This window comes from Myxococcus sp. NMCA1, from assembly GCF_026810205.1.
Classification (GTDB): Bacteria; Myxococcota; Myxococcia; order Myxococcales; family Myxococcaceae; genus Myxococcus; species Myxococcus xanthus_A.
In genome coordinates this window covers 7,148,704-7,171,971 of the sequence record NZ_CP113950.1, presented here as the reverse complement: position 1 = coordinate 7,171,971, position 23,268 = coordinate 7,148,704, and the positions used below count along the sequence as shown (strand labels likewise).

General features: G+C 68.9%; 13 protein-coding genes. 11 read left to right on the top strand and 2 right to left on the bottom strand.

Features of this window, described 5'->3' with window-relative positions; all coding sequences use genetic code 11:
- The first annotated feature begins 8 nt into the window (after window positions 1-8).
- From murD to OZ403_RS29500, 6 genes are all read left to right on the top strand, one after another.
- The gene (murD, locus tag OZ403_RS29525) at window positions 9-1,376 is read left to right on the top strand and encodes a UDP-N-acetylmuramoyl-L-alanine--D-glutamate ligase (protein ID WP_268782347.1); all 1,368 of its coding nucleotides are present in this window, start codon (window positions 9-11) and stop codon (window positions 1,374-1,376) included.
- 4 nt (window positions 1,377-1,380) lie between these two features.
- A complete protein-coding gene (gene ftsW / locus OZ403_RS29520; RefSeq protein ID WP_140794638.1) occupies window positions 1,381-2,547 on the top strand; it encodes a putative lipid II flippase FtsW in 1,167 nt (388 codons plus the stop codon).
- Window positions 2,544-3,695, top strand: a complete 1,152-nt coding sequence (gene murG, locus OZ403_RS29515) for an undecaprenyldiphospho-muramoylpentapeptide beta-N-acetylglucosaminyltransferase (protein ID WP_268782346.1) — start codon at window positions 2,544-2,546, stop codon at window positions 3,693-3,695. The genes ftsW and murG overlap by 4 nt, the downstream gene beginning before the upstream one ends.
- Window positions 3,692-5,110, top strand: coding sequence for a UDP-N-acetylmuramate--L-alanine ligase (murC, locus tag OZ403_RS29510; RefSeq protein WP_140876840.1), 1,419 nt, complete (start codon window positions 3,692-3,694; stop codon window positions 5,108-5,110). The genes murG and murC overlap by 4 nt, the downstream gene beginning before the upstream one ends.
- A gap of 4 nt (window positions 5,111-5,114) precedes the next feature.
- A complete protein-coding gene (gene murB / locus OZ403_RS29505) occupies window positions 5,115-6,047 on the top strand; it encodes a UDP-N-acetylmuramate dehydrogenase (RefSeq protein ID WP_140794635.1) in 933 nt (310 codons plus the stop codon).
- 68 nt (window positions 6,048-6,115) lie between these two features.
- Complete coding sequence (locus tag OZ403_RS29500; RefSeq protein WP_237078468.1) at window positions 6,116-7,000, top strand: D-alanine--D-alanine ligase; 885 nt, start codon at window positions 6,116-6,118, stop codon at window positions 6,998-7,000.
- Between the two features lie 123 nt (window positions 7,001-7,123).
- Here OZ403_RS29500 and OZ403_RS29495 read toward each other — a convergent pair whose 3' ends face one another.
- Window positions 7,124-8,782, bottom strand: coding sequence for a hypothetical protein (locus OZ403_RS29495; protein ID WP_268782345.1), 1,659 nt, complete (start codon window positions 8,780-8,782; stop codon window positions 7,124-7,126).
- A gap of 500 nt (window positions 8,783-9,282) precedes the next feature.
- Here OZ403_RS29495 and OZ403_RS29490 point away from each other — a divergent pair, with 500 nt between their 5' ends.
- The 4 genes from OZ403_RS29490 (at window position 9,283) to ftsZ (ending at window position 21,322) form a co-directional block, all read left to right on the top strand.
- A complete protein-coding gene (locus tag OZ403_RS29490; RefSeq protein ID WP_174260097.1) occupies window positions 9,283-10,137 on the top strand; it encodes a cell division protein FtsQ/DivIB in 855 nt (284 codons plus the stop codon).
- Between the two features lie 46 nt (window positions 10,138-10,183).
- The gene (gene ftsA, locus OZ403_RS29485; protein ID WP_002634374.1) at window positions 10,184-11,416 is read left to right on the top strand and encodes a cell division protein FtsA; all 1,233 of its coding nucleotides are present in this window, start codon (window positions 10,184-10,186) and stop codon (window positions 11,414-11,416) included.
- A 333-nt stretch (window positions 11,417-11,749) separates the two neighbouring features.
- Window positions 11,750-19,771 carry an adventurous gliding motility protein AgmC gene (gene agmC, locus OZ403_RS29480; RefSeq protein WP_442929636.1) on the top strand — a complete coding sequence of 2,674 codons (8,022 nt, stop codon included), beginning with the start codon at window positions 11,750-11,752 and terminating at the stop codon, window positions 19,769-19,771.
- A 333-nt stretch (window positions 19,772-20,104) separates the two neighbouring features.
- Complete coding sequence (gene ftsZ, locus OZ403_RS29475; protein ID WP_140794631.1) at window positions 20,105-21,322, top strand: cell division protein FtsZ; 1,218 nt, start codon at window positions 20,105-20,107, stop codon at window positions 21,320-21,322.
- 21 nt (window positions 21,323-21,343) lie between these two features.
- Here ftsZ and OZ403_RS29470 read toward each other — a convergent pair whose 3' ends face one another.
- Window positions 21,344-21,733: a hypothetical protein gene (locus OZ403_RS29470; RefSeq protein ID WP_140794630.1), complete on the bottom strand. Its 390-nt coding sequence runs from the start codon at window positions 21,731-21,733 to the stop codon at window positions 21,344-21,346.
- Between the two features lie 137 nt (window positions 21,734-21,870).
- Here OZ403_RS29470 and OZ403_RS29465 point away from each other — a divergent pair, with 137 nt between their 5' ends.
- The gene (locus OZ403_RS29465) at window positions 21,871-23,223 is read left to right on the top strand and encodes an acetyl-CoA carboxylase biotin carboxylase subunit (RefSeq protein ID WP_140856551.1); all 1,353 of its coding nucleotides are present in this window, start codon (window positions 21,871-21,873) and stop codon (window positions 23,221-23,223) included.
- Window positions 23,224-23,268: the final 45 nt, after the last annotated feature.

Below are 23,268 nucleotides of genomic sequence, written 5' to 3'. Positions count from 1 at the left end.
GCACGGCCATGACGTTGGCGCTGTCCGGTCAGAAGGTGCTGGTGTTCGGGCTCGCGAAGAGCGGCGTGGCCGCGCTGCGTCTGCTGCGTCGGCAGGGCGCGGACGTCACGGCGCTGGACGCACGGGGCGACGACGCGCTGGGCGCGGTGGCCCACGAGGTGAAGTCGCTGGGCGCCACGCTGGTGTCCGGACCCACGCCGCCGGGGCTGCTCGCGTCGCAGGACCTGGTGGTGGTGAGCCCGGGCGTGCCGCTGGCGCTGCCGGAAATCCAAGCCGCGCGCGCGGCCGGTGTCTCGGTGTGGGGCGAGGTCGAGCTGGCGGGCCGCCTGCTGTCTGGTGTGCCGCTGTTCGGCATCACCGGCACCAACGGGAAGAGCACCACCACGGCGCTCACGGGCACGCTCTTCGCCAGCGGCGGCAAGCGCACCTTCGTGGGCGGAAACCTGGGCCGGCCCTTCAGCGAGGCGGCCATGGCCCCGGGCGACTGGGACGCGCTGGTGGTGGAGCTGTCCAGCTACCAGTTGGAGGGCATCCGCACGCTGCGCCCCCGGGGCGCGGCCATCCTCAACCTGACGCCGGACCACATCGACCGGTACCCCAGCCACGCGGCGTACGGCGAGGCGAAGGCGCGCATCTTCCAGCAGCAGCAGGCCGGTGACTTCGCGGTGGTCAACGCGGACGACGCGGACGTGCTGGGCCTGGCGCGCGGCGCGAAGTCGTCGGTGTACGGCTTCAGCCTCACGGGCAAGCCGGTGGCGGACGCCCCGGCGCTGGCGGGCCTGGCGGTGGCGGAGCCGGGCGGCTTCCGGCTGGAGTTCCTGGGCGAGCACTACACGTTGACGAACCGCGCGCTGCGCGGCGCCCATAACGCGCAGAACGCGATGGCGGCGGCGCTGCTGGCGCGCCTGGGCGGCGTCACTTCCGGCGCGGTGCAGGCGGGGCTGGACGGCTACCCGGGCCTGCCGCACCGGCTGGAGAGCGTGCGCGTGCTGGATGGCGTGGAGTGGGTGAACGACTCGAAGGCCACCAACGTGGATTCGGTGCTGGTGGCGCTGCGCGCGTTCTCCAGCGGCGTGTGGCTGATTGCCGGCGGCAAGGGCAAGGGCGCGCCGTACGCGCCCATGGTGGAAGCGGGGCAGGGCAAGGTGAAGGGCGTGCTCACCATTGGCGACGACGCGGACACGCTGGCCCGGGCCTACGCTGGCGCGGCGCAAGTCCACGCGTGCGGCACCCTGGCCCAGGCGGTGGCGCGGGCGCGGGAGTTGGCGGAGCGGGGTGACACGGTGCTGCTGTCGCCCGCGTGCGCGTCCTTCGACCAGTTCAAGAACTTCGAGGACCGGGGCGATTCGTTCAAGCGCCTGGTGGAGGCGCTGTGACGGTATGAAGAACCCTTTTCCTCCGTCCTCCGCCCTCGTGCGCTTCGACCCGGTGTTGCTTTGTGCGGTGCTCGGGCTCGTGAGCTTCGGGCTGGTGATGGTGTACTCGGCCAGCGCGGTGCTGGCGCAGGACAAGCTGGGCGACAGCCTCTACTTCCTCAAGCGTCAGCTCGTCGCCGCGGGCCTGGGGCTGGGCGCCATGGCCGTGGCCATGAAGGTCGGCTGGCGCCGGCTGGCGCGCTGGGCCTATCCGCTGCTGCTGGCGGCCATCGTCCTGCTGGTGCTGGTGAACATCCCCGGCATCGGCAGCACGGCGGGTGGCGCGCGGCGGTGGATTCGCCTGCCGGGCTTCGGCCTGCAGCCGGCGGAGGTGGCGAAGTTCGCCTGGGTCGTCTACCTGTCCTACTCGCTGGCGAAGAAGCGGGAGAAGGTGGCGAAGTTCTCCGTGGGCTTCGTTCCGCACCTCGCGCTGTGTGGCATCCTGGTGTTGCTTTGCATGATGCAGCCGGACTTCGGCAGCAGCGTGCTGCTGGTGTTCATGCTCTTCGTGCTGCTGTTCGCGGCCGGCGCGAAGCTGAGCTACCTGGTGGGCATGGTGCTGCTGGCGTTGCCCCTGGCCTATGTGGCCATTGCCTCCAGTCCGTACCGGATGAAGCGCATCCTGGCTTTCATGGACCCGTGGGCGCACCGGCATGACGTGGGCTATCAGGTGGCCGAATCGCTGATGTCCATCGGTTCGGGCGGCGTGGTCGGCCTGGGGCTGGGCGACGGACGGCAGAAGCTCTTCTTCCTGCCAGAGGCCCACACCGACTTCATCTTCTCCATCATCGCCGAGGAGACGGGCCTGATTGGCGTGGGCCTGCTGGTGGTGCTGTACGGCGTCGTGCTGTGGCGCGGCGTCCGGGCCAGCCTGGCGGCGGGGGAGACGTTCGGCACGTACCTGGGGCTGGGTATCAGCTCCATCATCGCGTTCCAGGCCGCGGTCAACATGTGCGTGGCCATGGGGTTGCTGCCGACGAAGGGGCTGACGCTGCCCTTCGTGTCGTACGGAGGTTCATCGCTGGTGGTGCTGATGGGCGCGGCTGGAGTGCTGTTGTCGTTGAGCGCGAACACCCAGGGGGCCGCGAGGCCCAGCCGGGTGGGAACAGACATGCGGGAGGTGGCGGCATGATGAAAGTGCTCATCGCGGGTGGGGGCACGGGCGGACACCTCTTTCCGGGCATCGCCCTGGCGGAAGAGGTGGTGACACGGCATCACCGCAACGAGGTCGTCTTCGTGGGCACCGAGCGCGGCATCGAGTCGCGCGTGGTTCCGAAGGAGGGCTATCCGCTGGAGCTGGTGAAGGTGCAGGGACTCAAGGGCAAGGGCTTCCTGTCCCTGCTCAAGGCGCTCTTCGCGCTGCCGCTGGCCTTCATGGAGTCCTTTCGCATCCTCGCCCGGCAGAAGCCGGACGTGGTGGTGGGCGTGGGCGGCTACGCCAGCGGGCCGGTGGTGCTGGCCGCGTGGCTGATGGGCATCCCCACCGCCATCCAGGAGCAGAACGCGCTGCCCGGCTTCACCAACAAGGTGCTGGGCCGGATTGTCCGCGTGGTGTTCATCGCCTTCGAGGAGGCGCGCGCCTTCTTCCCGGAGAAGAAGGTCCAGCTCATCGGCAACCCCATCCGTCGCAAGCTGATGGACAACTACCTGCGCAGCCACGTCGCGCACGAGCGCTTCTCCGTGCTCGTCTTCGGCGGCAGCCTGGGCGCGCGGGGCATCAACCAGCGGATGACGGATGCGCTGGACTCGCTGGGCGACCTGAAGGACAGCCTGCACTTCGTCCACCAGACGGGGAAGAACGACCTGGAGTCGGTGCGCAAGGGCTACGCGGACAAGGGCTTCCAGGCGGAGGTGGTGGAGTTCATCGACGACATGTCCAGCGCCTATGCCCGCGCGGACCTCGTTGTATGTCGCGCCGGCGCGACGACCCTCGCGGAGCTGACCGTCTGTAAGAAGGCCAGCATCCTGATTCCCTTCCCGCACGCCACCGACGACCACCAGGCCGTCAACGCGCGGGCGTTGGTGGACGCGGGCGCGGCGCTGATGTTCCGCGAGTCGGAGCTCACCGGCGAGAAGCTGGCGCAGACGATTCGTGAGCTGAAGGGCCACCCCGAGCGCCTCAAGAGCATGGAGAAGAAGGCGGGCCTGTTGGGCCGTCCGGAAGCCGCCAAGGAGCTGGCGGACGTGTGTGTGGACCTGATGGTCCAGACGTGGGGCCCCAACGGCCGCGAGCGCACCCCCATCGAAGCCGAGAAGAAGGCCCCCAGGAGCCATTCGTGACGCGTAACAAGCCCCCCAGCCTCTTCAAGACGCGCCACGCGGCGCAGGTCCACTTCGTGGGGCTCGGTGGTATCGGCATGAGTGGCATCGCCGAGGTGCTGCTGAACCTGGGCTACCGGGTGTCCGGTTCCGACTTGCGTGAGAGCGACATCACCCGGCGCCTGGCGCGCATGGGCGCGACCTTCTTCGAAGGCCACCGCGCGCAGAACCTGGTCCAGGCGGACGTGGTGGTCATCTCCTCCGCGGTGCGCAAGGACAACCCGGAGGTGGTCGCCGCCCGGCAGCGGAAGATTCCTGTCATCCCCCGCGCGGAGATGCTCGCGGAGTTGATGCGCCTGAAGTACGCGGTCGCCGTGGCCGGCAGCCACGGGAAGACGACGACGACGTCCATGGTGGCCACCGTGCTGAGCGCGGCGGGTCTGGACCCGACGGCGGTGGTGGGCGGCAAGGTGAACGTGCTCGACTCCAACGCCAAGCTGGGCAAGAGCGAGCTGATGGTGGTGGAGGCCGACGAGAGCGACGGCAGCTTCCTCCACCTGCACCCGTCCATCGCCATCGTCACCAACATCGACCCGGAGCACATGGACCACTACGGCAACCTGGACACGCTCCAGTCCGCCTTCGTGGAGTTCTGCAACCGGGTGCCTTTCTACGGCCTCAACGTGCTGTGCCTGGACAACCCCAACGTCCAGGCGCTGCTGCCGCGCATCGAGAAGCGCTTCGTCACCTACGGCAGCTCGCACATGGCGGACTACCGGCTGGAGAACATCCAGTTGGACGGCTTCACCACGCGCTTCCACGCCTACCGCCGGGAGGAGTCGCTGGGCGAGTTCCGCGTGCGGATGGTGGGCGCGCACAACGCCTTCAACGCGCTGGCCGTCATCGCCGTGGCGGAGGAGATGGACATCCCGCTGGAGACGGTCCGCGAGTCGCTGGCCGAGTTCGGCGGCGTGCAGCGGCGCTTCACCGTGCGCGGCGAGGCCCAGGGCATCACCGTGGTGGACGACTACGGGCACCACCCCACGGAAGTGCTGGCCACGCTGGCCGGCGCGCGTCGGGCCTTCGGACGCCGGGTGGTGGTGGCCTTCCAGCCGCACCGCTACACCCGCACGCATGACCTGATGAAGGAGTTCACCACCTCCTTCAATGATTCGGACGTGCTCTTCGTCACCAGCGTCTACGCGGCGGGTGAGGAGCGCATCGATGGCGCCACGGGCGACGCGCTGGCGGACGCCGTCCGCGCCCACGGCCACCGCGACGTCACGTTCGTGGAGAAGCGCACCGACCTGCCGGCGGCGCTGCTGCCGCGTCTGCGCGAGGGTGACCTGGTGCTGACGTTGGGCGCGGGTGACATCACCCACGTGGGGCCGGAGTTGCTCGAACTGCTGCGCACCACCCCCCTGTCGAAGGACTAGCGCCATGGTGGAAGCGGGGGTGAAGACGGCGCTGGCGGCGCGGGTGGAGTCGCTGGGGGGCTGTGAGGTGAAGGCGGGCGAACCGCTGGCGCCCCTCACCAGCGTCCGGGCCGGCGGCGCCGCGGAGGCCCTGGTGCGCCCGCGCTCGCCGGACGCCCTGGTGGCGCTGCTGAAGTTGGCGCGCGAGGAAGGCATCCCCGTCTCGATTCTGGGCGGCGGCGCCAACACGCTGGTGGGGGACGGCGGGGTGCCCGGCCTGACGCTGAAGCTGCCCGGAGACCTCTTCCCGGAGGTGGCCGACGTGGGCCCCGAGGAAGGGCGGCTCACCCTGGGCGCGGGGGCGGCCATCGTCCGTCTCATCAACGTCATGCGGGCCCACGCCCTGGTCGGCGCGGAGTTCCTGGCCGGCATCCCCGGCACGCTGGGCGGCGCGGTGGCGATGAACGCCGGCACCAAGAATGGCGAGGCCTTCCGCGTCATCGAGGCGGTGGAGGTGGCCACGGCGGATGGGGTGGGGTGGCTGACGAAGGCGCAGGTGCCGCACGCCTACCGTCACTCCGAATTGCCGCCGGGCGGCGTCGTCACCCGGGTGCGTTTCGCACTGCGCAAGGGGGACGTAGGGGCCTCCAAGGCCGTCATGGACGCGGACCTGGGTTACCGGAAACGGACACAGCCGCTCAGTCAGCCCAATTTCGGCAGCGTCTTCACCAACCCGCCAGGTGACCATGCCGGGCGACTCATTGAACTGGCGGGCCTGAAAGGGTACTCGCTGGGGCGCGCGCAGGTGTCCACCCTGCACGCCAACTGGATTGTGAACCTGGGCGGTGCCACCGCCCGCGACGTGCTGGGACTCGTCACCCTCATGCAGCAGCGGGTGCGCGAGCAGTCCGGCGTCGACATGAAACCCGAAGTCAAGCGCCTGGGAGACTTCCTGTGACTCCAAACCGCGGTGCCTTCACGAAGGACGAGCTCAAGCAGAAGCGTGTCGGCGTGCTGTTGGGCGGAATGTCCGCGGAGCGCGACGTGTCCCTGCGCACCGGTGAGGCCGTCTCCGGGGCGCTGCGCGGGCTGGGCTATGACGTGGTGGAGATTGACGTGGGCCGGGACTTGCCCGCGCGCCTGGCGGCGGAGAAGGTGGACGTGGCGTGGCTGGCCGTCCACGGGCGTTATGGCGAGGACGGCTGCCTCCAGGGACTGCTGGAGTCGCTCTTCATTCCTTATACCGGCAGCGGCGTGCTGGCCTCCGCGCTGGGCATGGACAAGGTGTACGCCAAGCAGGTCTTCGTGGCCCACGGCATCCCCACGCCCGCGTACCGTTCCTTCCGGGACGCCGCGTCGGCGCTGGCGGCGGCGGACAGCCTGCCCTTCCCGTTTCCAGTGGTGGTGAAGCCCAGCCGCGAAGGCAGCAGCGTGGGCGTGCACATCTGCAAGACGCGGGACGCCTACGAGGCCGCCGTGACGGACGCGGCGAAGTACGCGGGCACCCTGCTGGTGGAGCAGTTCGTCAAGGGACGCGAAGTGCAGGGTGGAGTGCTGGACGATGAGGCCCTGGGCGTCATCGAGGTCCGCGCCGCGCGCGAGTTCTACGACTATGACGCGAAGTACAAAGCGGGCACCGGCACGCAGTACCTCTTCCCCGCGCCCCTGCCTCCGGATCAGTATGCGCGGGTGAACGAGGTGTGCCTGGCCGCGCACCAGGCCCTGGGTTGTAGCGGGGGCTCGCGGTCGGACGTCATCGTCACCGACGGAGGCGAGGTGTTCCTGCTGGAGACGAACACGCTGCCGGGCATGACGGCCTCGAGCCTGCTGCCCAAGATCGCCGCGGGGCGCGGCATCGACTTCCCCTCCCTGTGCGAGCGCCTGCTGTTGGGCGCGTGTCTCAAGGCCTGAGCGTCTTGGGGGACTGCGAACCTCGCGCTCACCTGCGAGACGCGCCCATGACACCGCGACCGGGTTTCGGGAAGGTGCCGCGGCGGATGAAGACGCCGCGGCGCTTTCGGCTGGCGGGCCTCTTTACTTCCTGATTTGCACCGTGACGGAGGTGAACACCTCGACGGTCTGCCCGTTCTCCTGGACGCGGGTGCTCTCGAAGCTCACCGGTTTGATGTAGAGGGCGTTCGCCCAGTGCTCACTGGTGGACCTGGGGCCAAATCTCGCCAACTGCGTCGTGTGCATGGCCATGCCCGTGCAGTTTTGGCAGATGGGTGCGAGGTGCACGAACACCGTGCCGCCCTCAATCTGGTTCGTCCCATTGGTCTTCCGCTTCGGTACCGAGATGAACAACTGCTGAGGCTTCTCATCCGGCTTGCCGCTCAAGGGCATCTCCCAGACTGCCCCCAGCGGGAGGGGGCTGGTGCTGTCCTCGTTGTTGTCCAGCGGACGGAGCGTGACAGTGGTGAAGCCCGTGTTGTCGAGGGCCGAGTTGACCTTGAAGAGATCCTCCTTCTTCGTCCACCCGAGCCAGTGGAGCTGCGCGAGGCTGTAGTTGTCCGACGCGAAGATGCTCATGTACGAGCTCGCGTCGCCGGACGAGTTGATCTTGCCGGTCGCGGAGTTGAGCACGCTGCTGTGCGCGAGGCCGAGGACGTGCCCGACCTCGTGGATGAAGTCCCGGGGCACGGTGCTGATGAGGTTGGCCCTGTTCGAGCCGGCGTTCGAGGAGGGGCACACCCCTTTGGGCAGCACAAAGATGGTCAGGAAGTCGCTCGCTTTATGTCCGGCTCGCAGCGCGGCATCGTTCTTCACCGCGCTGCAGGCAGTCCTGGTCACGGTCACGTTCTGCCTGATGAATCCCAGGTGCAGCCGGTTTCGAGACATGACGGATGTCTTGGCTTGCAGGACGTCCAGGGCATTCTGGATGGCCCCCCAACTGGGCGTCGTCTTGCCAGCGAGCGAGACGCGGACGACCTTGACGCTGTGCGCCTGGTTGACGTCGCCCACCCTGGCGTTGAAGTTCTTGACGCAGGTCAACTCGTTGGGGGCGCAGTCGTAGTCGAACGGAGAGGGGCGCGCCGCGAAGCCCTGAATCTGGAACGAGCGCACGTTGTCGTTCGCGCTGGCGCCGCTCGCGAACGAGGTCTCGCAGAGGTTCGTGTCGCTAGCGACGAAGACGGAGTCTCCGGTGCAGTTCGCTCCGGCATGGAGTGTCACGGTCTTCCCGAAAGGCACGTCGACGTAGGATGCGCCGATGGTTTCCGGGAGTGTGTGGCAGCCGCTGGCTTCGGTCTCCTGGATCACCTGGGAGGCGCCGTCGCAGTTTTCACGCATGCGGACGAGCGGCGTGTTCACGCCGATGAGCTGCGCGCGCAGCGTGGGCCAGTTGGCCGCCGTGCAGTTTCCGGACTGAACCTCATCGAGGAAGGTGCCGTCATCGAGCTCCGGGTGCTCGTAGAACCTGCATGTGTCCTCCATCTCGCTCCAGTGCTCCCAGTCACAGGTCCCCGTGTTCACGTACGTCGCGATGCACGAGAGCGCCGCTTCCAGCGACGATGAGACGACCGCCTGCCTGGAGGACGCGATGGCCTCCTCTGTGACGGTGACTCCGGGCTGCTCGTGGGCGGGTTGCTCCCCCTCTTCGCCTTGGCACCCTGACACCAGTGCTCCGCACAGCATGACGACCGTCATGGTCAGCTTCTGCATACTTCCCTCTCGCAGCCCGTGGCTGCGTCCCACGGTGCACGACGTGCATGTGGATGACTTTTGCAACTCAGTGGATGTGTCAACCCGCCGGCTGTGACGTCCAGGGCTGCATGGCCCGCGGGTTACACGGCCAACACCCTTCCTGCAGTGAAGCCTCTCGCCAATTTTCATCTAATCATGGATAATTTCGGAATTCCTGAAATTGAAGATTCCATTTCGCGATGCCGTTCATCCAAAACGGTGCTCGGCAGGGGCTGGGGCGTCGCTGGTGCGCCTGTCCGAGCCCATGGCCCACCGGGATGAAGCGCCCGCGCGGCGGCAAGGAAGGAGGCCCGCTCCCTCAACTCGAGGGGAACACCCTTGAAATTAGGGGGGAGGGAGAAGGAATGTGCGCTGCGCCTTTCGCGAGCCCCGTGAGAAACAACCAGCCCCGGACCCGATGGACGAACGCGCCCGCTACAGCGACGTGCCTGTAGCCAAAAACTGGCGTGACGCCGCATCCGCGCACAGCATGCGTCAACCCTTTTCTCCCCATGGCCTTCGGTAAATCCAAGAACCGCCGCCGTCAGGACGCCGCCCAGCAGAAAGAGGCGGTCCGGGGCGCGGTGCGTTCGCACGGGCCGGGGGTGCTCAAGATGCTGGGGTTGACCCTGGGCACCGGACTGCTGGTGTGGGGTGGGGTGGCGCTGCGGGAGTGGGCGCTGACGTCGCCGCGCTTCGAACTGGAGGCGGTGTCCTTCTCCGGCCTCCAGCGCGCCTCCCGCGTGGAGCTGCTGCGGCTGGCGGCGCTGACGAAGGGCCAGAATCTGTGGATGCTGGACGTGGACGCACTGGAGCGCGCCATGCACCAGCACCCCTGGCTGCGCACGGTGGAGGTGACGCGGCGCTTCCCCAACCGCGTGTCGGTGGAGGTGACGGAGCACGTGCCGGTGGCCATGGCCGTGCTGGGGGAGCTGTACGTCCTGGACGACGAAGGCGAGCCCTTCAAGCGGGTGACACCCGGGGACGGACTGGATTTGCCCCTGGTGACAGGCCTGGACCGGGAGGGTTATGTAGCGGACCCGGCGGCGGCGCGGGAGCGCCTCCGTTCGGCGCTGACGGTGGCCAGCGCGTACGCGCGGCTGTCACCCGAGAAGGCCGAACAGTTGTCGGAGGTCCGCCTGGAGGCGCAGAGCCTGGCGCTGGTGACGGCGTCCGGGCAGGAAGTGCGCCTGGGTGAAGGAGATTCCGAGGTCAAGCTGCAACGTCTTGCCCGTGTCCGGCGCGAACTGGGTGCGAGGGGGCTTGCAGCGGAGATCATTCACCTGGATAACCGTGCCCGGCCCGGCTGGGTGGCGGTGAAGATTTCGAGCCCCGCGTCCGAGAGGAGCGGGGCTTCGATGCGGTAAGAGGACGCGCCCCTTTCACGAGAGTGGGGGGCCTGGGAGGGTTGTCATGGCGAAGCAGAAGTCGGGGGAGATCATCGTCGGCCTCGACATCGGCACGACGAAGATCTGCGCCATCGTCGGAGAGCTGACCGACAGCGGCATCGACATCATCGGTATCGGTACGCATCCGTCGAAGGGTCTGCGCAAGGGCGTGGTGGTGAACATCGAGGCGACCGTCTCTTCCATCCGCCGCGCGGTGGAAGAAGCGGAGCTCATGGCGGGGGCGGAGATTTCCCACGTCTACACGGGCATCGCCGGAGGCCACATCAAGGGCTTCAATTCCCAGGGCATCGTCGCCGTCAAGGACAAGGAGGTCCGCGAGGCGGACATCGCCCGGGTCATTGATGCGGCCAAGGCCGTGGCGATTCCGCTGGACCGGGAGGTCATCCACGTCCTCCCGCAGGAGTTCATCATCGACGACCAGGGCGGCATCAAGGAGCCCCTGGGCATGGCCGGCGTTCGTCTGGAGGCCAAGGTCCATATCGTCACCGGCGCCGTGTCCAGCGCGCAGAACATCGTCAAGTGCGCCAACCGCACCGGGCTCAACGTCTCCGACATCGTTCTCCAGCCGCTGGCCAGCGCGGAGGCGGTGCTGGGTGAGGACGAGAAGGAGCTGGGCGTGTGCCTCGTCGACATCGGCGGCGGCACCACGGACATCGCCATCTTCTCCGGCGGCTCCATCGTCCACACGGCGGTGATTGCGCTGGGCGGCAACAACCTCACCAGCGACATCGCCATTGGCCTGCGCACCCCCGCGCACGAGGCCGAGCGCATCAAGCAGAAGTACGGCTGCGCGCTGTCGTCGCTCATCAACAAGGACGACACCATTGAAGTGCCCAGCGTCGGGGGCCGTCAGCCCCGCGTGCTCGGGCGGCAGATTCTCTGCGAAATCCTGGAGCCGCGCGTGGAGGAGATCTTCCAGCTCGTGCACCGCGAAATCCAGAAGTGCGGCTACGAGGACCTGCTGGCCTCGGGCGTGGTGATTACGGGTGGCTCCACGCTGCTGGCCGGCATGCCGGAGCTGGCGGAAGAAGTCCTGGGCCTGCCCGTTCGCCGCGGTATGCCGCGCGGCATTGGCGGTCTGGTGGATGTGGTGAAGAGCCCCATGTACGCCACCGGCGTGGGTCTGGTCGTCTACGGTGCCCGCCACCTGGACCGGCGCATGTTCCGCATCCGCGAGGAGAACGTGTACAAGAAGGTGAAGGGCCGCATGCGTGAGTGGCTCGAGGAAATCTTCTGACGCGCCGGGCCGAGCGCCCACCGCGTTGCCAAAGGGCTCTCCGAAAGGAGGGCCCTTTTTTGTTGGCCGTGGGCCACACCCTGCGTCCCGACTGACGCGTCAGCGTCCTGGTTTGACGCGTCAGCCGACCTGGTGGGTTGCCCTCTCGAATGCGCGAGTAGGTCCAGTTTCCGGAATCTGGATCCGTGGTTCGGATGGGGCGGGCTCTACCCCTCAAGCTGGGCGCTGAAATCCTCGGAATACCGAGGGTCGTAGATTGGACAGAGGCTGGCTCTCGGATTGCTATGTGCGGCATTTGCCGTTGGGCCCACACCCCCCAGCGACCCCAGGTTTATGACTCGAAAGACCTTTTACGTCCCCCTGCTTAGTCGGGTTTCCCGAGGACGCCTCGGCTTGGCCGTCGCACCCCTGGTGCTGCTGTGCGCGGCGCTGCTGGGACCCGTGGCGATGGCCGCAGTGGACACCGTCAGCCTGGGGAACGGGAGCAGCGGCGCGCTGACCGTCAACATCGCCAATACGCCCATCAATACCTACACGCCCGTGACGGCCGCGGTGCCCGCGGGGCAGAGCTTCGTGACGGTGGCCTCGACCACGGGCTTCGCGGTGGGGAATCTGGTGATGGTGCACCAGGCCACGGGGCTCGCGGCGCCCGTGTCTGGGAGTCAGACGCCCATCAACCTGGCGGGAGGCCCGGTGGGCCGCTGGGAGTTCGCGCGGATTCAGAGCCTCACGGCGACGCGGCTCAATTTCACGCAGCCGCTCACGGTGGCCTTCGCGGTCACCGGGACGCAGGCGATTCGGGTGCCCGAGTACACCAGCGTAACGGTGAACGCCGCGGGCAGCATCGTGGCGCAGCCCTGGAATGGGGCGACGGGCGGTGTGCTGGCCTTCCTGTCGCAGGGGCCGGTGAGCAACGCGGGCGCCATCCACGCGGATGGCCAGGGGTTCCGCGGTGGCTTCGCCTGGAACGGTGACGGAGACGGCTGCACGGCCATGGACCAGGCCTGGCCGGGTGGAACGGAGAAGGGTGAAGGCCTGGTGCCTGGGCGCTTTGGCAATGGGGCCTTCCCGCCTGCCTCTGGGACGACGGGCCGGGGCAACATCGCGAACGCCGGTGGTGGCGGCGTCTGCCATAACTCGGGTGGCGGTGGCGGCAGCAACGCGGGTGCGGGCGGCATCGGCGGACGGACGTGGGTGGGTGAAGAGCCTCCCGCATCCCGCGCGATGGGCGGTCTCGGTGGCGCCGCGCTGACCTTCGATGCGGTGTCCTATGCGGTGTTCGGCGGTGGTGGCGGCGCGGGGCACGGCAACGACGACGCGGCGGGCGGGGGAAGCGCGGGTGGCGGTGTCGTGTTCTTCCGCGCGGCCTCGCTCTCGGGGGCCGGTCGCGTGTCGGCGAACGGGTTGGCGGGAGTCAACGCCGTGGGGATCGGCAATGACGCCGCGGGCGGCGCTGGCGCTGGCGGTACTGTGTACCTGCGCGTCACCGGAGGCTTGGCTTGTTCGGCCAATACTGTGACGGCCCGTGGTGGCGCTGGTGGCAGCACCACGTACGACCAGCACGGAACGGGTGGCGGTGGCGGTGGTGGTCGTGTGCTGATTCAGGGCGCGACGGTCGGATGCACGCCGGTCGTCACGGGCGGCGTCGCGGGCACGCAGCCGACGGCCAGCGCTCCGGACGGGCTCACGTATGGTGCCGCCCCTGGCAACCCCGGTGTCGTCGCCATCCTGCCGGGTGCCTTCCCGGCGAGCGTGGCGGCCCCCGTGGTGACGACGCCGGCCAACGGCTCTACCACCGGCGTTCGCCCGGTCATCACCGGCACGGCCCCCGCGAACTCCACGGTGGTCATCTTCGTGGATGGCGTTGAAGTGGGCCGCGCGACGGCGGACGCCTTGGGGAGCTTCAGCTTCACGCCGACCGCGGATCTGTCCGTCGGCGCGCACACGGTGAATGCCTACGCCCAGCTCCAGGGCGTGTCGTCCGTGCTGAGCAACACCAATTCCTTCACCGTGGTCACTGACACCACGCCTCCGGATACCACCATCGTGAGTGGACCGCCGGCGGTGACGAATTCCGCCAGCGCGACGTTCGACTTCAGCTCCAACGAGAGCCCGGTGACGTACGAGTGCTCGCTGAACGGCGGCCCGTTCGTGGCCTGCACCGACCCGCAGACGTTCACGGGGCTGAGCGAGGGCAATCAAACGCTGGCGGTACGCGCGCGGGATGCGGCGGGCAACGTGGACCCGACGCCCGCGACGTATGCGTGGACGGTGGACACGACGGCGCCGGAGACGACGATTGTCAGCGGCCCTTCGGGGACGACGACGTCCAGCAGCGCGACGTTCGACTTCAGCTCGAATGAGAGCCCGGTGACGTACCAGTGCTCGCTGGACGGCGCGCCGTTCGTGGCCTGCACGGACCCGCAGACGTTCACGGGCCTGGCGGACGGTGCGCACACCCTTGCGGTGCGCGCGGTGGACGCGGCGGGCAACGTGGACTCGACGCCCGCCACCCGGACGTGGACGGTGGACACGACGGCGCCGGACACGACGATTGTCAGCGGCCCGCCGGCGGTAACGAATTCCACCAGCGCGACGTTCGACTTCAGCTCCAACGAGAGCCCGGTGACGTACCAGTGCTCGCTGGACGGCGCGCCGTTCGTGGCCTGCACGGACCCGCAAACGTTCACCGGCTTGAGCCAGGGCAACCACACCCTGGCGGTGCGCGCGGTGGATGCGGCGGGCAACGTGGACCCGACGCCCGCGACGTATGCGTGGACGGTGGACACGACGGCGCCGGAGACGACGATTGTCAGCGGCCCTTCGGGGACGACGACGTCCAGCAGCGCGACGTTCGACTTCAGCTCGAATGAGAGCCCGGTGACGTACCAGTGCTCGCTGGACGGCGCGCCGTTCGTGGCCTGCACGGACCCGCAGACGTTCACGGGCCTGGCGGACGGTGCGCACACCCTTGCGGTGCGCGCGGTGGACGCGGCGGGCAACGTGGACTCGACGCCCGCCACCCGGACGTGGACGGTGGATGCCACCGCGCCGGACACCACCATCGTGACTGGCCCGCCAGCGGTGACGAACGCCACCAGCGCCACGTTCGACTTCGACTCGAACGAGATCCCGGTGACGTACGAGTGCTCGCTGAACGGCACGCCCTTCACGGCCTGCACGGATCCGCAGATGCTCACGGGCCTGAGCGAGGGCGCCCAGACGCTGGCGGTGCGCGCGGTGGACGCGGCGGGCAACGTGGACCCGACGCCCGCCGAGTACACCTGGACGGTGGACCTCACGCCCCCGACGCTGCCGACCATCGACTCGCCCGCGGACCAGGAGGAGGTCTCCACCGCGACGCCGACGCTGACGGGAACGGGTGAGCCGGGTAGCAGCATCTACCTGGAGGTCGGTGGTGCGACGCACGGTCCCATCGCCGTCGACGAGGACGGCAACTGGACCTTCACCGTGCCTGAGCCGCTCGACGAGGGCCCGCACCAGGTGAGCATCACCAGCGTCGACCCGGCCGGCAACTCCGCGGGACCGGTGACGAGCACCTTCATCGTCGACCTGTCGGCACCCGATACCTTCATCGACTCGGGGCCGGCGCTGGTCACCAACGCGACGTCCGCCACCTTCGAACTCCGCTCGGAGGGCGGCGGCGTGGCCTACGAGTGCAGCCTGGATGGGGGCGCCTACGTGGCCTGCACCAACCCCGCGATTTTCACGGGCTTGGCGGATGGGGACCACTTGCTCCTGGTGCGCGCGGTGGATGCGGCGGGCAACGTGGATCCGACGCCCGCGCAGTACGCGTGGACGGTGGACACGACGTCGCCGGACACGCTCGTCGTGAGCGGCCCGTCGGCGGTGACCTCGGAGACGTCGGCCTCGTTCGAGTTCGCGGCCTCCGAGCCGGGCTCCACCTACGAGTGCAGCCTGGACGGTACGGCCTACGTGCCGTGCACGGAGACGGTGACGTTCGAAGGCTTCGCGGAAGGGGAGCACACGCTCCTGGTGCGCGCGGTGGACGCGGCGGGCAACGTGGACCCGACGCCCGCCGAGCACACCTGGACGGTGGACCTCACGCCGCCGGTGGCGCCGCTCATCACCTCGCCCGCGAATGGCGCGGTGCTGGATGACGGGGTGGTGGCCATCACCGGCACGGCGGATGGCGCCGAGTTCGTGACGCTGACGCTGGATGGGACGACCTACGGCCCCATCCCGGTCGATGCGGGTGGCAACTGGACCTTCACGCCGCCGGTGACGCTGGCGGACGGCCCGTACACGGTTGTTGTCACGGCGACGGATGAGGCAGGCAACACCAGCGCTCCGACGAGCTCCACCTTCACGGTGGACACGGCGGCGCCGGATACCGCCATCGACAGTGGCCCGGCGGTGCTGACGAACGTGGCTACCGCGGACTTCGTCTTCTCCTCGAACGAGTCTCCGGTGACGTACGAGTGCTCGCTGAACGGCGCGCCCTTCACGGCGTGCCCGGCCCAGGCGCAGTTCGGCCCGCTGCCGGACGGCGCCCAGACGCTGGCGGTGCGCGCGGTGGATGCGGCGGGCAACGTGGACCCGACGCCCGCCGAGTACACCTGGACGGTGGATACGGAGGCGCCGGTGGTGGTCATCACCACGCCCGCGGACGGCGCGGTGCTCGATGTGCCGGTGGTGACGTACTCCGGTACGACGGAGCCGGGCAGCACGGTGACGGTGGTGGTGGATGGCGTCACGGTGGGGACGGTGGTGGCCGACCCGTCCGGCAACTGGTCGCTCCCCGTGGGCGACACGCTGTCGGAGGGCCCCCACACGGTGTCCGTCACGGCGGAGGACGAGGCGGGCAATACCGGCACGACGGTGACGCACACCTTCACCGTGGACGCGGAGCCGCCGGAGACGATGTTCACCTCGACGCCGCCCGCGTTGTCCAACAGCGACTCGGCGACGTTCGACTTCGACTCGGACGAATCCCCGGTGACGTACGAGTGCAGCCTGGACGGCGCGGCCTTCACGGCGTGCACGGACCCGGTCACCTTCACGGGGCTGGATGACGGCGAGCACACCCTGGAGGTCCGTGCGGTGGATGGGGAAGGCAACGTGGATCCGACGCCGGCCAGCTACACCTGGACGGTGGACATCTCCGCGCCGGACACCCTCATCATCTCGGGCCCGCCGCTGGCAGACGCGCCCGGCACCGCGACGTTCGACTTCGATTCGGACGAGTCCCCGGTGACGTACGAGTGCAGCCTGGACGGCGCGGCGTACGTGCCGTGCACGGACCCGGTCACCTTCACGGGCCTGGCGGAAGGCAGCCACACGCTGAGCGTCCGCGCGGTGGATGAGGCGGGCAACGTGGACGACACGCCGGCGACCTACACCTGGTCGGTCGCGGTCGACACGGATGGCGACGGCCTGACGGACGCCGAGGAGGTTGTGCTGGGCACCGACCCGGAGAACCCCGACACGGACGGTGACGGACTGCCGGACGGCATCGAGGTGAATGTCGCTGGGACGGATCCGCTCGACGATGACTCGGATGACGACGGCATCCTGGATGGCAACGAGGACGCCAACCACAACGGCATCGTCGACGAGGGTGAGACGGACCCGAACAACAGGGATACCGATGGCGACCTGCTGTCGGACGGTCTGGAGCTGGGCCTCACCGAGCCCCAGGGCACCGATACGGACATGACGCGCTTCGTGGCGGACTCCGACCCGACCACGACGACGGACCCGCTCAACCCCGACACGGACGGCGGCAGCGTGCGTGACGGCATCGAGGACGCCAACCGCAACGGCCGGGTGGACCCGGACGAGACGGATCCGCTCAACCCCGCGGACGACGTCGACTCCGACGGTGACGGCATCGATGATGCGACCGAAATCGCGCTGGGCCTGGACCCCAACGACGCGGACAGCGACGACGACGGCGTGCCGGACGGCATCGACGGCATCACCGACACGGATGGTGACGGCCTCATCGACGCGTTGGATCCGGACAGCGACAACGACGGCATCCTGGACGGCACGGAGATGGGCGTGACGCTGGAGAGCGCTCCGGCGGATACGGACCGCAACTCGCCCAACTTCCGTCCGGACGCGGACCCGAGCACCACCACCGACCCGAAGAACCCGGACACGGACGGTGACGGCCTGCGCGACGGCGAGGAGGACGCCAACCATGACGGCCGCGTCGACTCCACGGAGACGGACCCGAACAACGCTGACACGGACGATGACGGCCTGACGGACGGCGTGGAGGTGCGCGGTAACAACCCCACCAACCCGCTCGACCCGGACACGGACGGTGACGGCCTGCTGGACGGCGCGGAGGATGCCAACCGCAACGGCTCCTTCGACAACGGCGAGACGGACCCGAACAACGCCGACACGGACGGCGGCGGCGTGAATGACGGCGAGGAAGTCACCGGTGGGACCAACCCGCTGGACGGCAACGACGACTTCGTCATCTCCGGCCGTGGGTGCAGCACGAGTGGGGCGGGCACCTTCGCTCCGCTGGCGCTGCTGCTGCTCGGGCTGCCCCTGCTGGGCCGCTTCCGCCGCTCGGCGGGGCGGGCCGGTGGGGCCCCTGTGGCCGCCGCCGCCGTGCTGGCGCTGGCGGTCCTGATGGTGTCGCGGCCGGCCGTGGCGCAGGTGCCCACGCTGTCCGCGTCCCAGTCCATCGATGTGCAGCAGTACAAGCCGGGGCCGAGCTCGAAGGACATCCTGGGCGTCCAGAGCGCCCAGGTGCATTCCCACCTGGGTTGGAACGTGGGCGTGTCCGTCAACTACGCGGACAAGCCGCTCAACTTCATGGACCCGCGCTCGGGCCGGTTCATCACCGCGCTGGTGCGCAGCCAGGTGGGTGTGGACCTGATGGGCTCGGTGGGCCTCTTCGACCGCTTCGAGCTCGGCGTGCTGCTGCCGGTGACGCTCCAGCGTTCGCAGGCGGCGCCCATGGTGGACCCGTCCTTCGCCCAGGGCGTGGGCTCGGGCGGCATCGGTGACCTGCGCCTGGTGCCCAAGGCCCGCCTTCTGGAGGAGGGCTCCTTCGGCCTGGCCCTGACGGTGCCGGTGGTGCTGCCCACGGGCGGCGGCTCCGACTTCCTCGGGGGCTCGGGTGTGGGCGTGCAGCCGCGCCTGGTGGCCGAATACGGCGAGCGGTTTCGCGTGGCCGCCAACGTGGGCGTGGACTTCCGGGAGAAGCAGCAGCTGCGCAACCTGAACCTGGGCAACGCGGTGTCCTACGGCGTGGGCGCCGAGCTGCCCTTCACGGTGAGCGAGGTGCCGCTGGCGCTCGCGGCCACGCTGGTGGGCGCGGTGAACCTGGAGCAGCAGGACACCGAGGAGCGCCCGCTGGAGCTGTTGGCGGCGCTGAAGTACCGCGCGCTGGGCGGATTCTCCGCGCACGTCGGCGGTGGGCCGGGGCTCACCCGCGGCTACGGCACGCCGGGCTTCCGGCTGCTCGCGGGCTTCAGCTACAGCCCGGAGCCGTCCCGCGAGCCGAAGCAGGCCGCGCCGGTGGACACGGACGGCGACGGCATCCTGGACATCGACGACGCCTGCCCGACGGAGCCCGAGGACAAGGACGGCTTCCAGGATGAGGACGGCTGCCCCGACCCGGACAACGACGCGGACGGCATCCCCGACACGGCGGACACGTGCCCGAACGAGCCGGAGACGGTCAACGGCTTCGAGGACTCGGATGGCTGCCCGGATGTGGCGCCGCCTCCGCCGCCGGTGGACACGGATGGCGACGGCATCATGGATCCGGATGATCGCTGCCCCAACGACCCGGAGGACAAGGACGGCTTCCAGGATGAGGACGGCTGCCCCGACCCGGACAACGACCGGGACGGCATTCCCGACACGGCGGACAAGTGCCCGAACGAGCCGGAGACCATCAACGGCTTCCAGGACGAGGACGGCTGCCCCGACAAGGGCACGGTGAAGGTGCTCGTGGAAGGCGAGCGCATCGTCATCCTGGAGAAGGTCTACTTCGCGACCGGAAAGGACGTCATCCTGGCCCGCTCGTTTCCGCTGCTGAAGCAGGCGGCCGCGGTGCTGCGCGCCAACCCGCAGGTGGAGTTGCTCCGCATCGAGGGCCACACCGACGACCAGGGCAACGACGCGAAGAACCTGGACCTGTCGCAGCGCCGCGCGAACAACGTGCGCGCCTTCCTGGTGAAGGAGGGCATCGCCGAGGGCCGCATGGAGGCGGTGGGCTACGGTGAGACGAAGCCGGTGGACACCAACAAGACGGCGACGGGCCGTGAGAACAACCGCCGCGTGGGATTCACCATCCTCCGCGTGGGGAAGGTGGAAGTGGAACGCGAGGCGCGCTGACCCACGGGCTCTGAATCCCAGGTGAAACACACCGGGTGATTTCAGCGAGGGTGGCTCCGAAAGAGATTTCGGGGCCACCCGTCGTTTTTTGGGGCATGCTGCGTCCCACCCGCTAAGCAGTGCCGTGTATCGCGAGTCAAGGGGCGAAGTTCACCCACCGCGCCGCACGCCTGCACGTCCTGGCGTTGGCGTAAGTGCGCGTCAGGACTCGGACGCGCAGCATCCCGCTACAGGCTCGTAGCGGAATACTTGCCAAAGCGTGGGACTTGCTGATGATTGTGGAGGTTGGGAGCAGGCGCGCTGCATCGCGCCACTCCGGGCGAGAGGACCACCATGGACCAGTTCGATCAGAACAAGCAGGCCGCCAAGATTCGGGTCGTCGGGGCGGGTGGGGCCGGCTGCAACGCCGTCAATACGATGATCCTGTCCAAGCTGGACCGGGTGGACTTCATCGCCGCCAACACCGATGTCCAGGCGCTCGCCGCGAGCAAGGCGCCCACCCGGCTTCAGTTGGGCCAGACGCTGACGAAGGGCCTGGGCGCGGGCGCCAACCCGGAGATGGGCCGCGAGGCCGCCCTGGAGTCGCGTGACCAGATTGCCGCGGTGCTCGAGGGCGCCGACATGGTGTTCGTCACCGCCGGCATGGGCGGCGGCACCGGCACGGGCGCCGCGCCCATCATCGCGGACATCGCCAAGAGCCTGGGTTGCCTCACGGTGGGCGTCGTCACCAAGCCCTTCCTCTTCGAGGGCAACAAGCGCCGCAAGCAGGCCGAGCAGGGCATCGTGGAGCTCAAGGCCGCGGTGGACACGCTCATCACGATTCCGAACCAGCGCCTGCTGTCGCTCTCCAACGAGCCGATGCCGCTGCTGGAGACCTTCAAGCGCGCGGACGAGGTCCTGCTGAACGCCGTGCAGGGCATCAGCGACCTCATCCAGTACCACGGCTACATCAATGTCGACTTCGCCGACGTGAAGACCATCATGAGCGACAAGGGCATCGCGCTCATGGGCACGGGCCACTCGACCGGAGACAAGCGCGCGCTGATTGCCATGCAGCAGGCCATCGCCAGCCCGCTGCTGGAGGATGTCTCCATCGACGGCGCCACGGGCCTGCTCATCAACATCACCGGTGGCCGCGACATGACCCTGCAGGAGGTCAACGAGGCCCTGACGCTGGTGCACGACGCCGCCGACAGCGAGGCGGAAATCATCTTCGGCTCGCTCATCGACGAGAACATCGCTGACGAGGTGAAGATCACCATCATCGCCACGGGCTTCGTCCACCGCGACGCGCCCAAGGTCCGCACGGTGACGCCGGTGGTGCAGGTGCCGCTGTCGCGACCGGCTCCGTCCGTGCTCGCCAACGCGCGTGAGGAAGTCGCCAGCCTGGTGCCCGCGAAGGGCAGCGGCTCGCGGCCGCTCACCGTGGAGAGCAGCAAGTCTGTGAGCGCCCGCACCGCGGTGGTGAAGGACGCGCCGCTGCCGCTGGACGAGGACCAGTTCGACATCCCCACCTTCCTGCGGCGGCAGGGCCAGACGGAACTGCCGTAAGGGGCAGGGGAGAAGCGGAGCTCAGCGAGCGGGAAGCTGGGCCACGCTGGCTTCGTCGCGTGCGGACAGGGTGTCCGCGCGGGCGAAGAGGCCGTCGACTTCCGAATAGAGCGCGTCCACGCGCTCCGGGAGCCGGGCCGCGGGCAGCACGCCGTCGCCGGACACTTCCTCCAGGCGCGCGTGGGCCCGCTGCAGCAGTTGGAGCGCCTTCAGCAAGGAGAGGCCGCGGCGCGTGCCCTCCTCGGTGAAGAGAGTTCCGCTCTGCGTCAAAGTCTCGAGCGTGGTACGCACGAAGCGCACGCGGTCCGTGTGCCGGCCACGGTAGAGGTCCAGGCGCTTGGCGCGCCGCGCGTGGTGCAGATTGACCACGCCGCCAGGGCTTGAGGAAGAGGGGGGCGTCACGGGGAGCAAGGTACGACACCGCCTCGTAGACCCGCAAATTTACTGGACTGTAGGGACCTGTTGCACGTCCGTCCGCACCCTTGTCTTGGGAGGGAGCGAGGGTTAGGTTCGCCGCCCTTTCGCACCCGCACCCCAGGGGTTTCGCCATGTTCCAGAAGCTGCTCATCGCCAACCGGGGAGAGATTGCCCGCCGCATCGGCGTGGTGGCCCGGGGCATGGGGCTCAAGACGGTCGCCGTTTATTCGGACGCGGACGCCGAGCTGCCCTTCGTGAAGGAGGCCGACGAGGCGGTGCGCATCGGCCCCGCACCGGCCAAGGACAGCTATCTCAACACCGCCGCCATCCTGGAGGCCGCGAAGCAGACGGGTGCGCAGGCCATCCACCCGGGCTACGGCTTCCTGTCGGAGAACGGCGAGTTCGCCCAGGCCTGCGCGGACGCGGGGCTCATCTTCGTGGGACCGCCGCCGGAGGCCATGGCGCGGATGAAGGACAAGAGCCAGGCCCGCAAGTTGGTGTCCGCCGCGGGCGTCCCGGTGGTGCCCGGCAGTGAGGGCGTGGTGCCCGACGTGGCCAGCGCGCTGGCGGAGGCCGAGCGCATCGGCTACCCGGTGCTCGTCAAGGCGGCCAGCGGCGGCGGCGGCATTGGCATGGCGGTGGCCAAGAATCCCGCGGAGATGGAGAAGGTCTACCGCCAGTGCACGGACCGGGCGAAGGCCGCCTTCGGCAAGGAAGGCGTGTACGTGGAGCGCTACTTCCCGGCGCCGCGGCACATCGAGGTCCAGATTCTGGGGGACCAGCACGGCCACCTCATCCACTGCCTGGAGCGGGAATGCTCCATCCAGCGGCGCCACCAGAAGGTGGTGGAGGAAGCCCCCTCCGTGCTGTTCGCGGACGGGCGCAACCCGGAGCTGGCGCAGAAGCTCTTCACGGCCGCCGTGGCCGCGGCGAAGGCCTTCGGCTACGCCAACGCCGGCACGGTGGAGTTCCTGTACTCGGACGGTGAGGTCTACTTCATCGAGATGAACGCCCGCCTCCAGGTGGAGCACCCGGTGACGGAGCTGACCACGGGGCTGGACCTCATCGGCTGGCAGCTGCGCATCGCCGCGGGCGAGCGCCTCACGGTGAAGCAAGAGGACGTGAAGCGGCGCGGGGCGGCGCTGGAGTTCCGCATCTACGCCGAGGACCCGGTGAAGTTCTTCCCGTCCCCCGGGCCGCTGAAGGTGTTCCAGCCGCCCACGGGCGAGGGCGTCCGGCTGGACGCGGGCTACGGCGAGGGCAACACCGTCACGCCCAACTACGACCCGATGATTGCCAAGCTCATCGTCACCGGTGAGACACGGGCGCAGGCGATTGAGCGCTCCGTGACGGCGCTCCAGTCGTTCCGCATCGAAGGCATCAAGACGAACATCCCGCTCCACCTGCGCATCGTGCAGGATGCGGCCTTCCAGGCCGGCGAGCTGGACACGCACTTCCTGGAGCACCACGCCAAGCCGGCGTAGCGGGGCCCGCTCCAGCCCCACCCACCCCTGAGGAGGCACGGATTC

Excerpts from the sequence above, each read along its gene's own strand:
- murD (WP_268782347.1), top strand. The coding sequence starts at position 9 with ATGACGTTGGCGCTGTCCGGTCAGAAGGTGCTGGTGTTCGGGCTCGCG.
- ftsW (WP_140794638.1), top strand. The coding sequence starts at position 1,381 with ATGAAGAACCCTTTTCCTCCGTCCTCCGCCCTCGTGCGCTTCGACCCG.
- murG (WP_268782346.1), top strand. The coding sequence starts at position 2,544 with ATGATGAAAGTGCTCATCGCGGGTGGGGGCACGGGCGGACACCTCTTT.
- murB (WP_140794635.1), top strand. The coding sequence starts at position 5,115 with ATGGTGGAAGCGGGGGTGAAGACGGCGCTGGCGGCGCGGGTGGAGTCG.
- OZ403_RS29500 (WP_237078468.1), top strand. The coding sequence starts at position 6,116 with ATGTCCGCGGAGCGCGACGTGTCCCTGCGCACCGGTGAGGCCGTCTCC.
- OZ403_RS29490 (WP_174260097.1), top strand. The coding sequence starts at position 9,283 with ATGGCCTTCGGTAAATCCAAGAACCGCCGCCGTCAGGACGCCGCCCAG.
- ftsA (WP_002634374.1), top strand. The coding sequence starts at position 10,184 with ATGGCGAAGCAGAAGTCGGGGGAGATCATCGTCGGCCTCGACATCGGC.
- agmC (WP_442929636.1), top strand. The coding sequence starts at position 11,750 with ATGACTCGAAAGACCTTTTACGTCCCCCTGCTTAGTCGGGTTTCCCGA.
- ftsZ (WP_140794631.1), top strand. The coding sequence starts at position 20,105 with ATGGACCAGTTCGATCAGAACAAGCAGGCCGCCAAGATTCGGGTCGTC.
- OZ403_RS29465 (WP_140856551.1), top strand. The coding sequence starts at position 21,871 with ATGTTCCAGAAGCTGCTCATCGCCAACCGGGGAGAGATTGCCCGCCGC.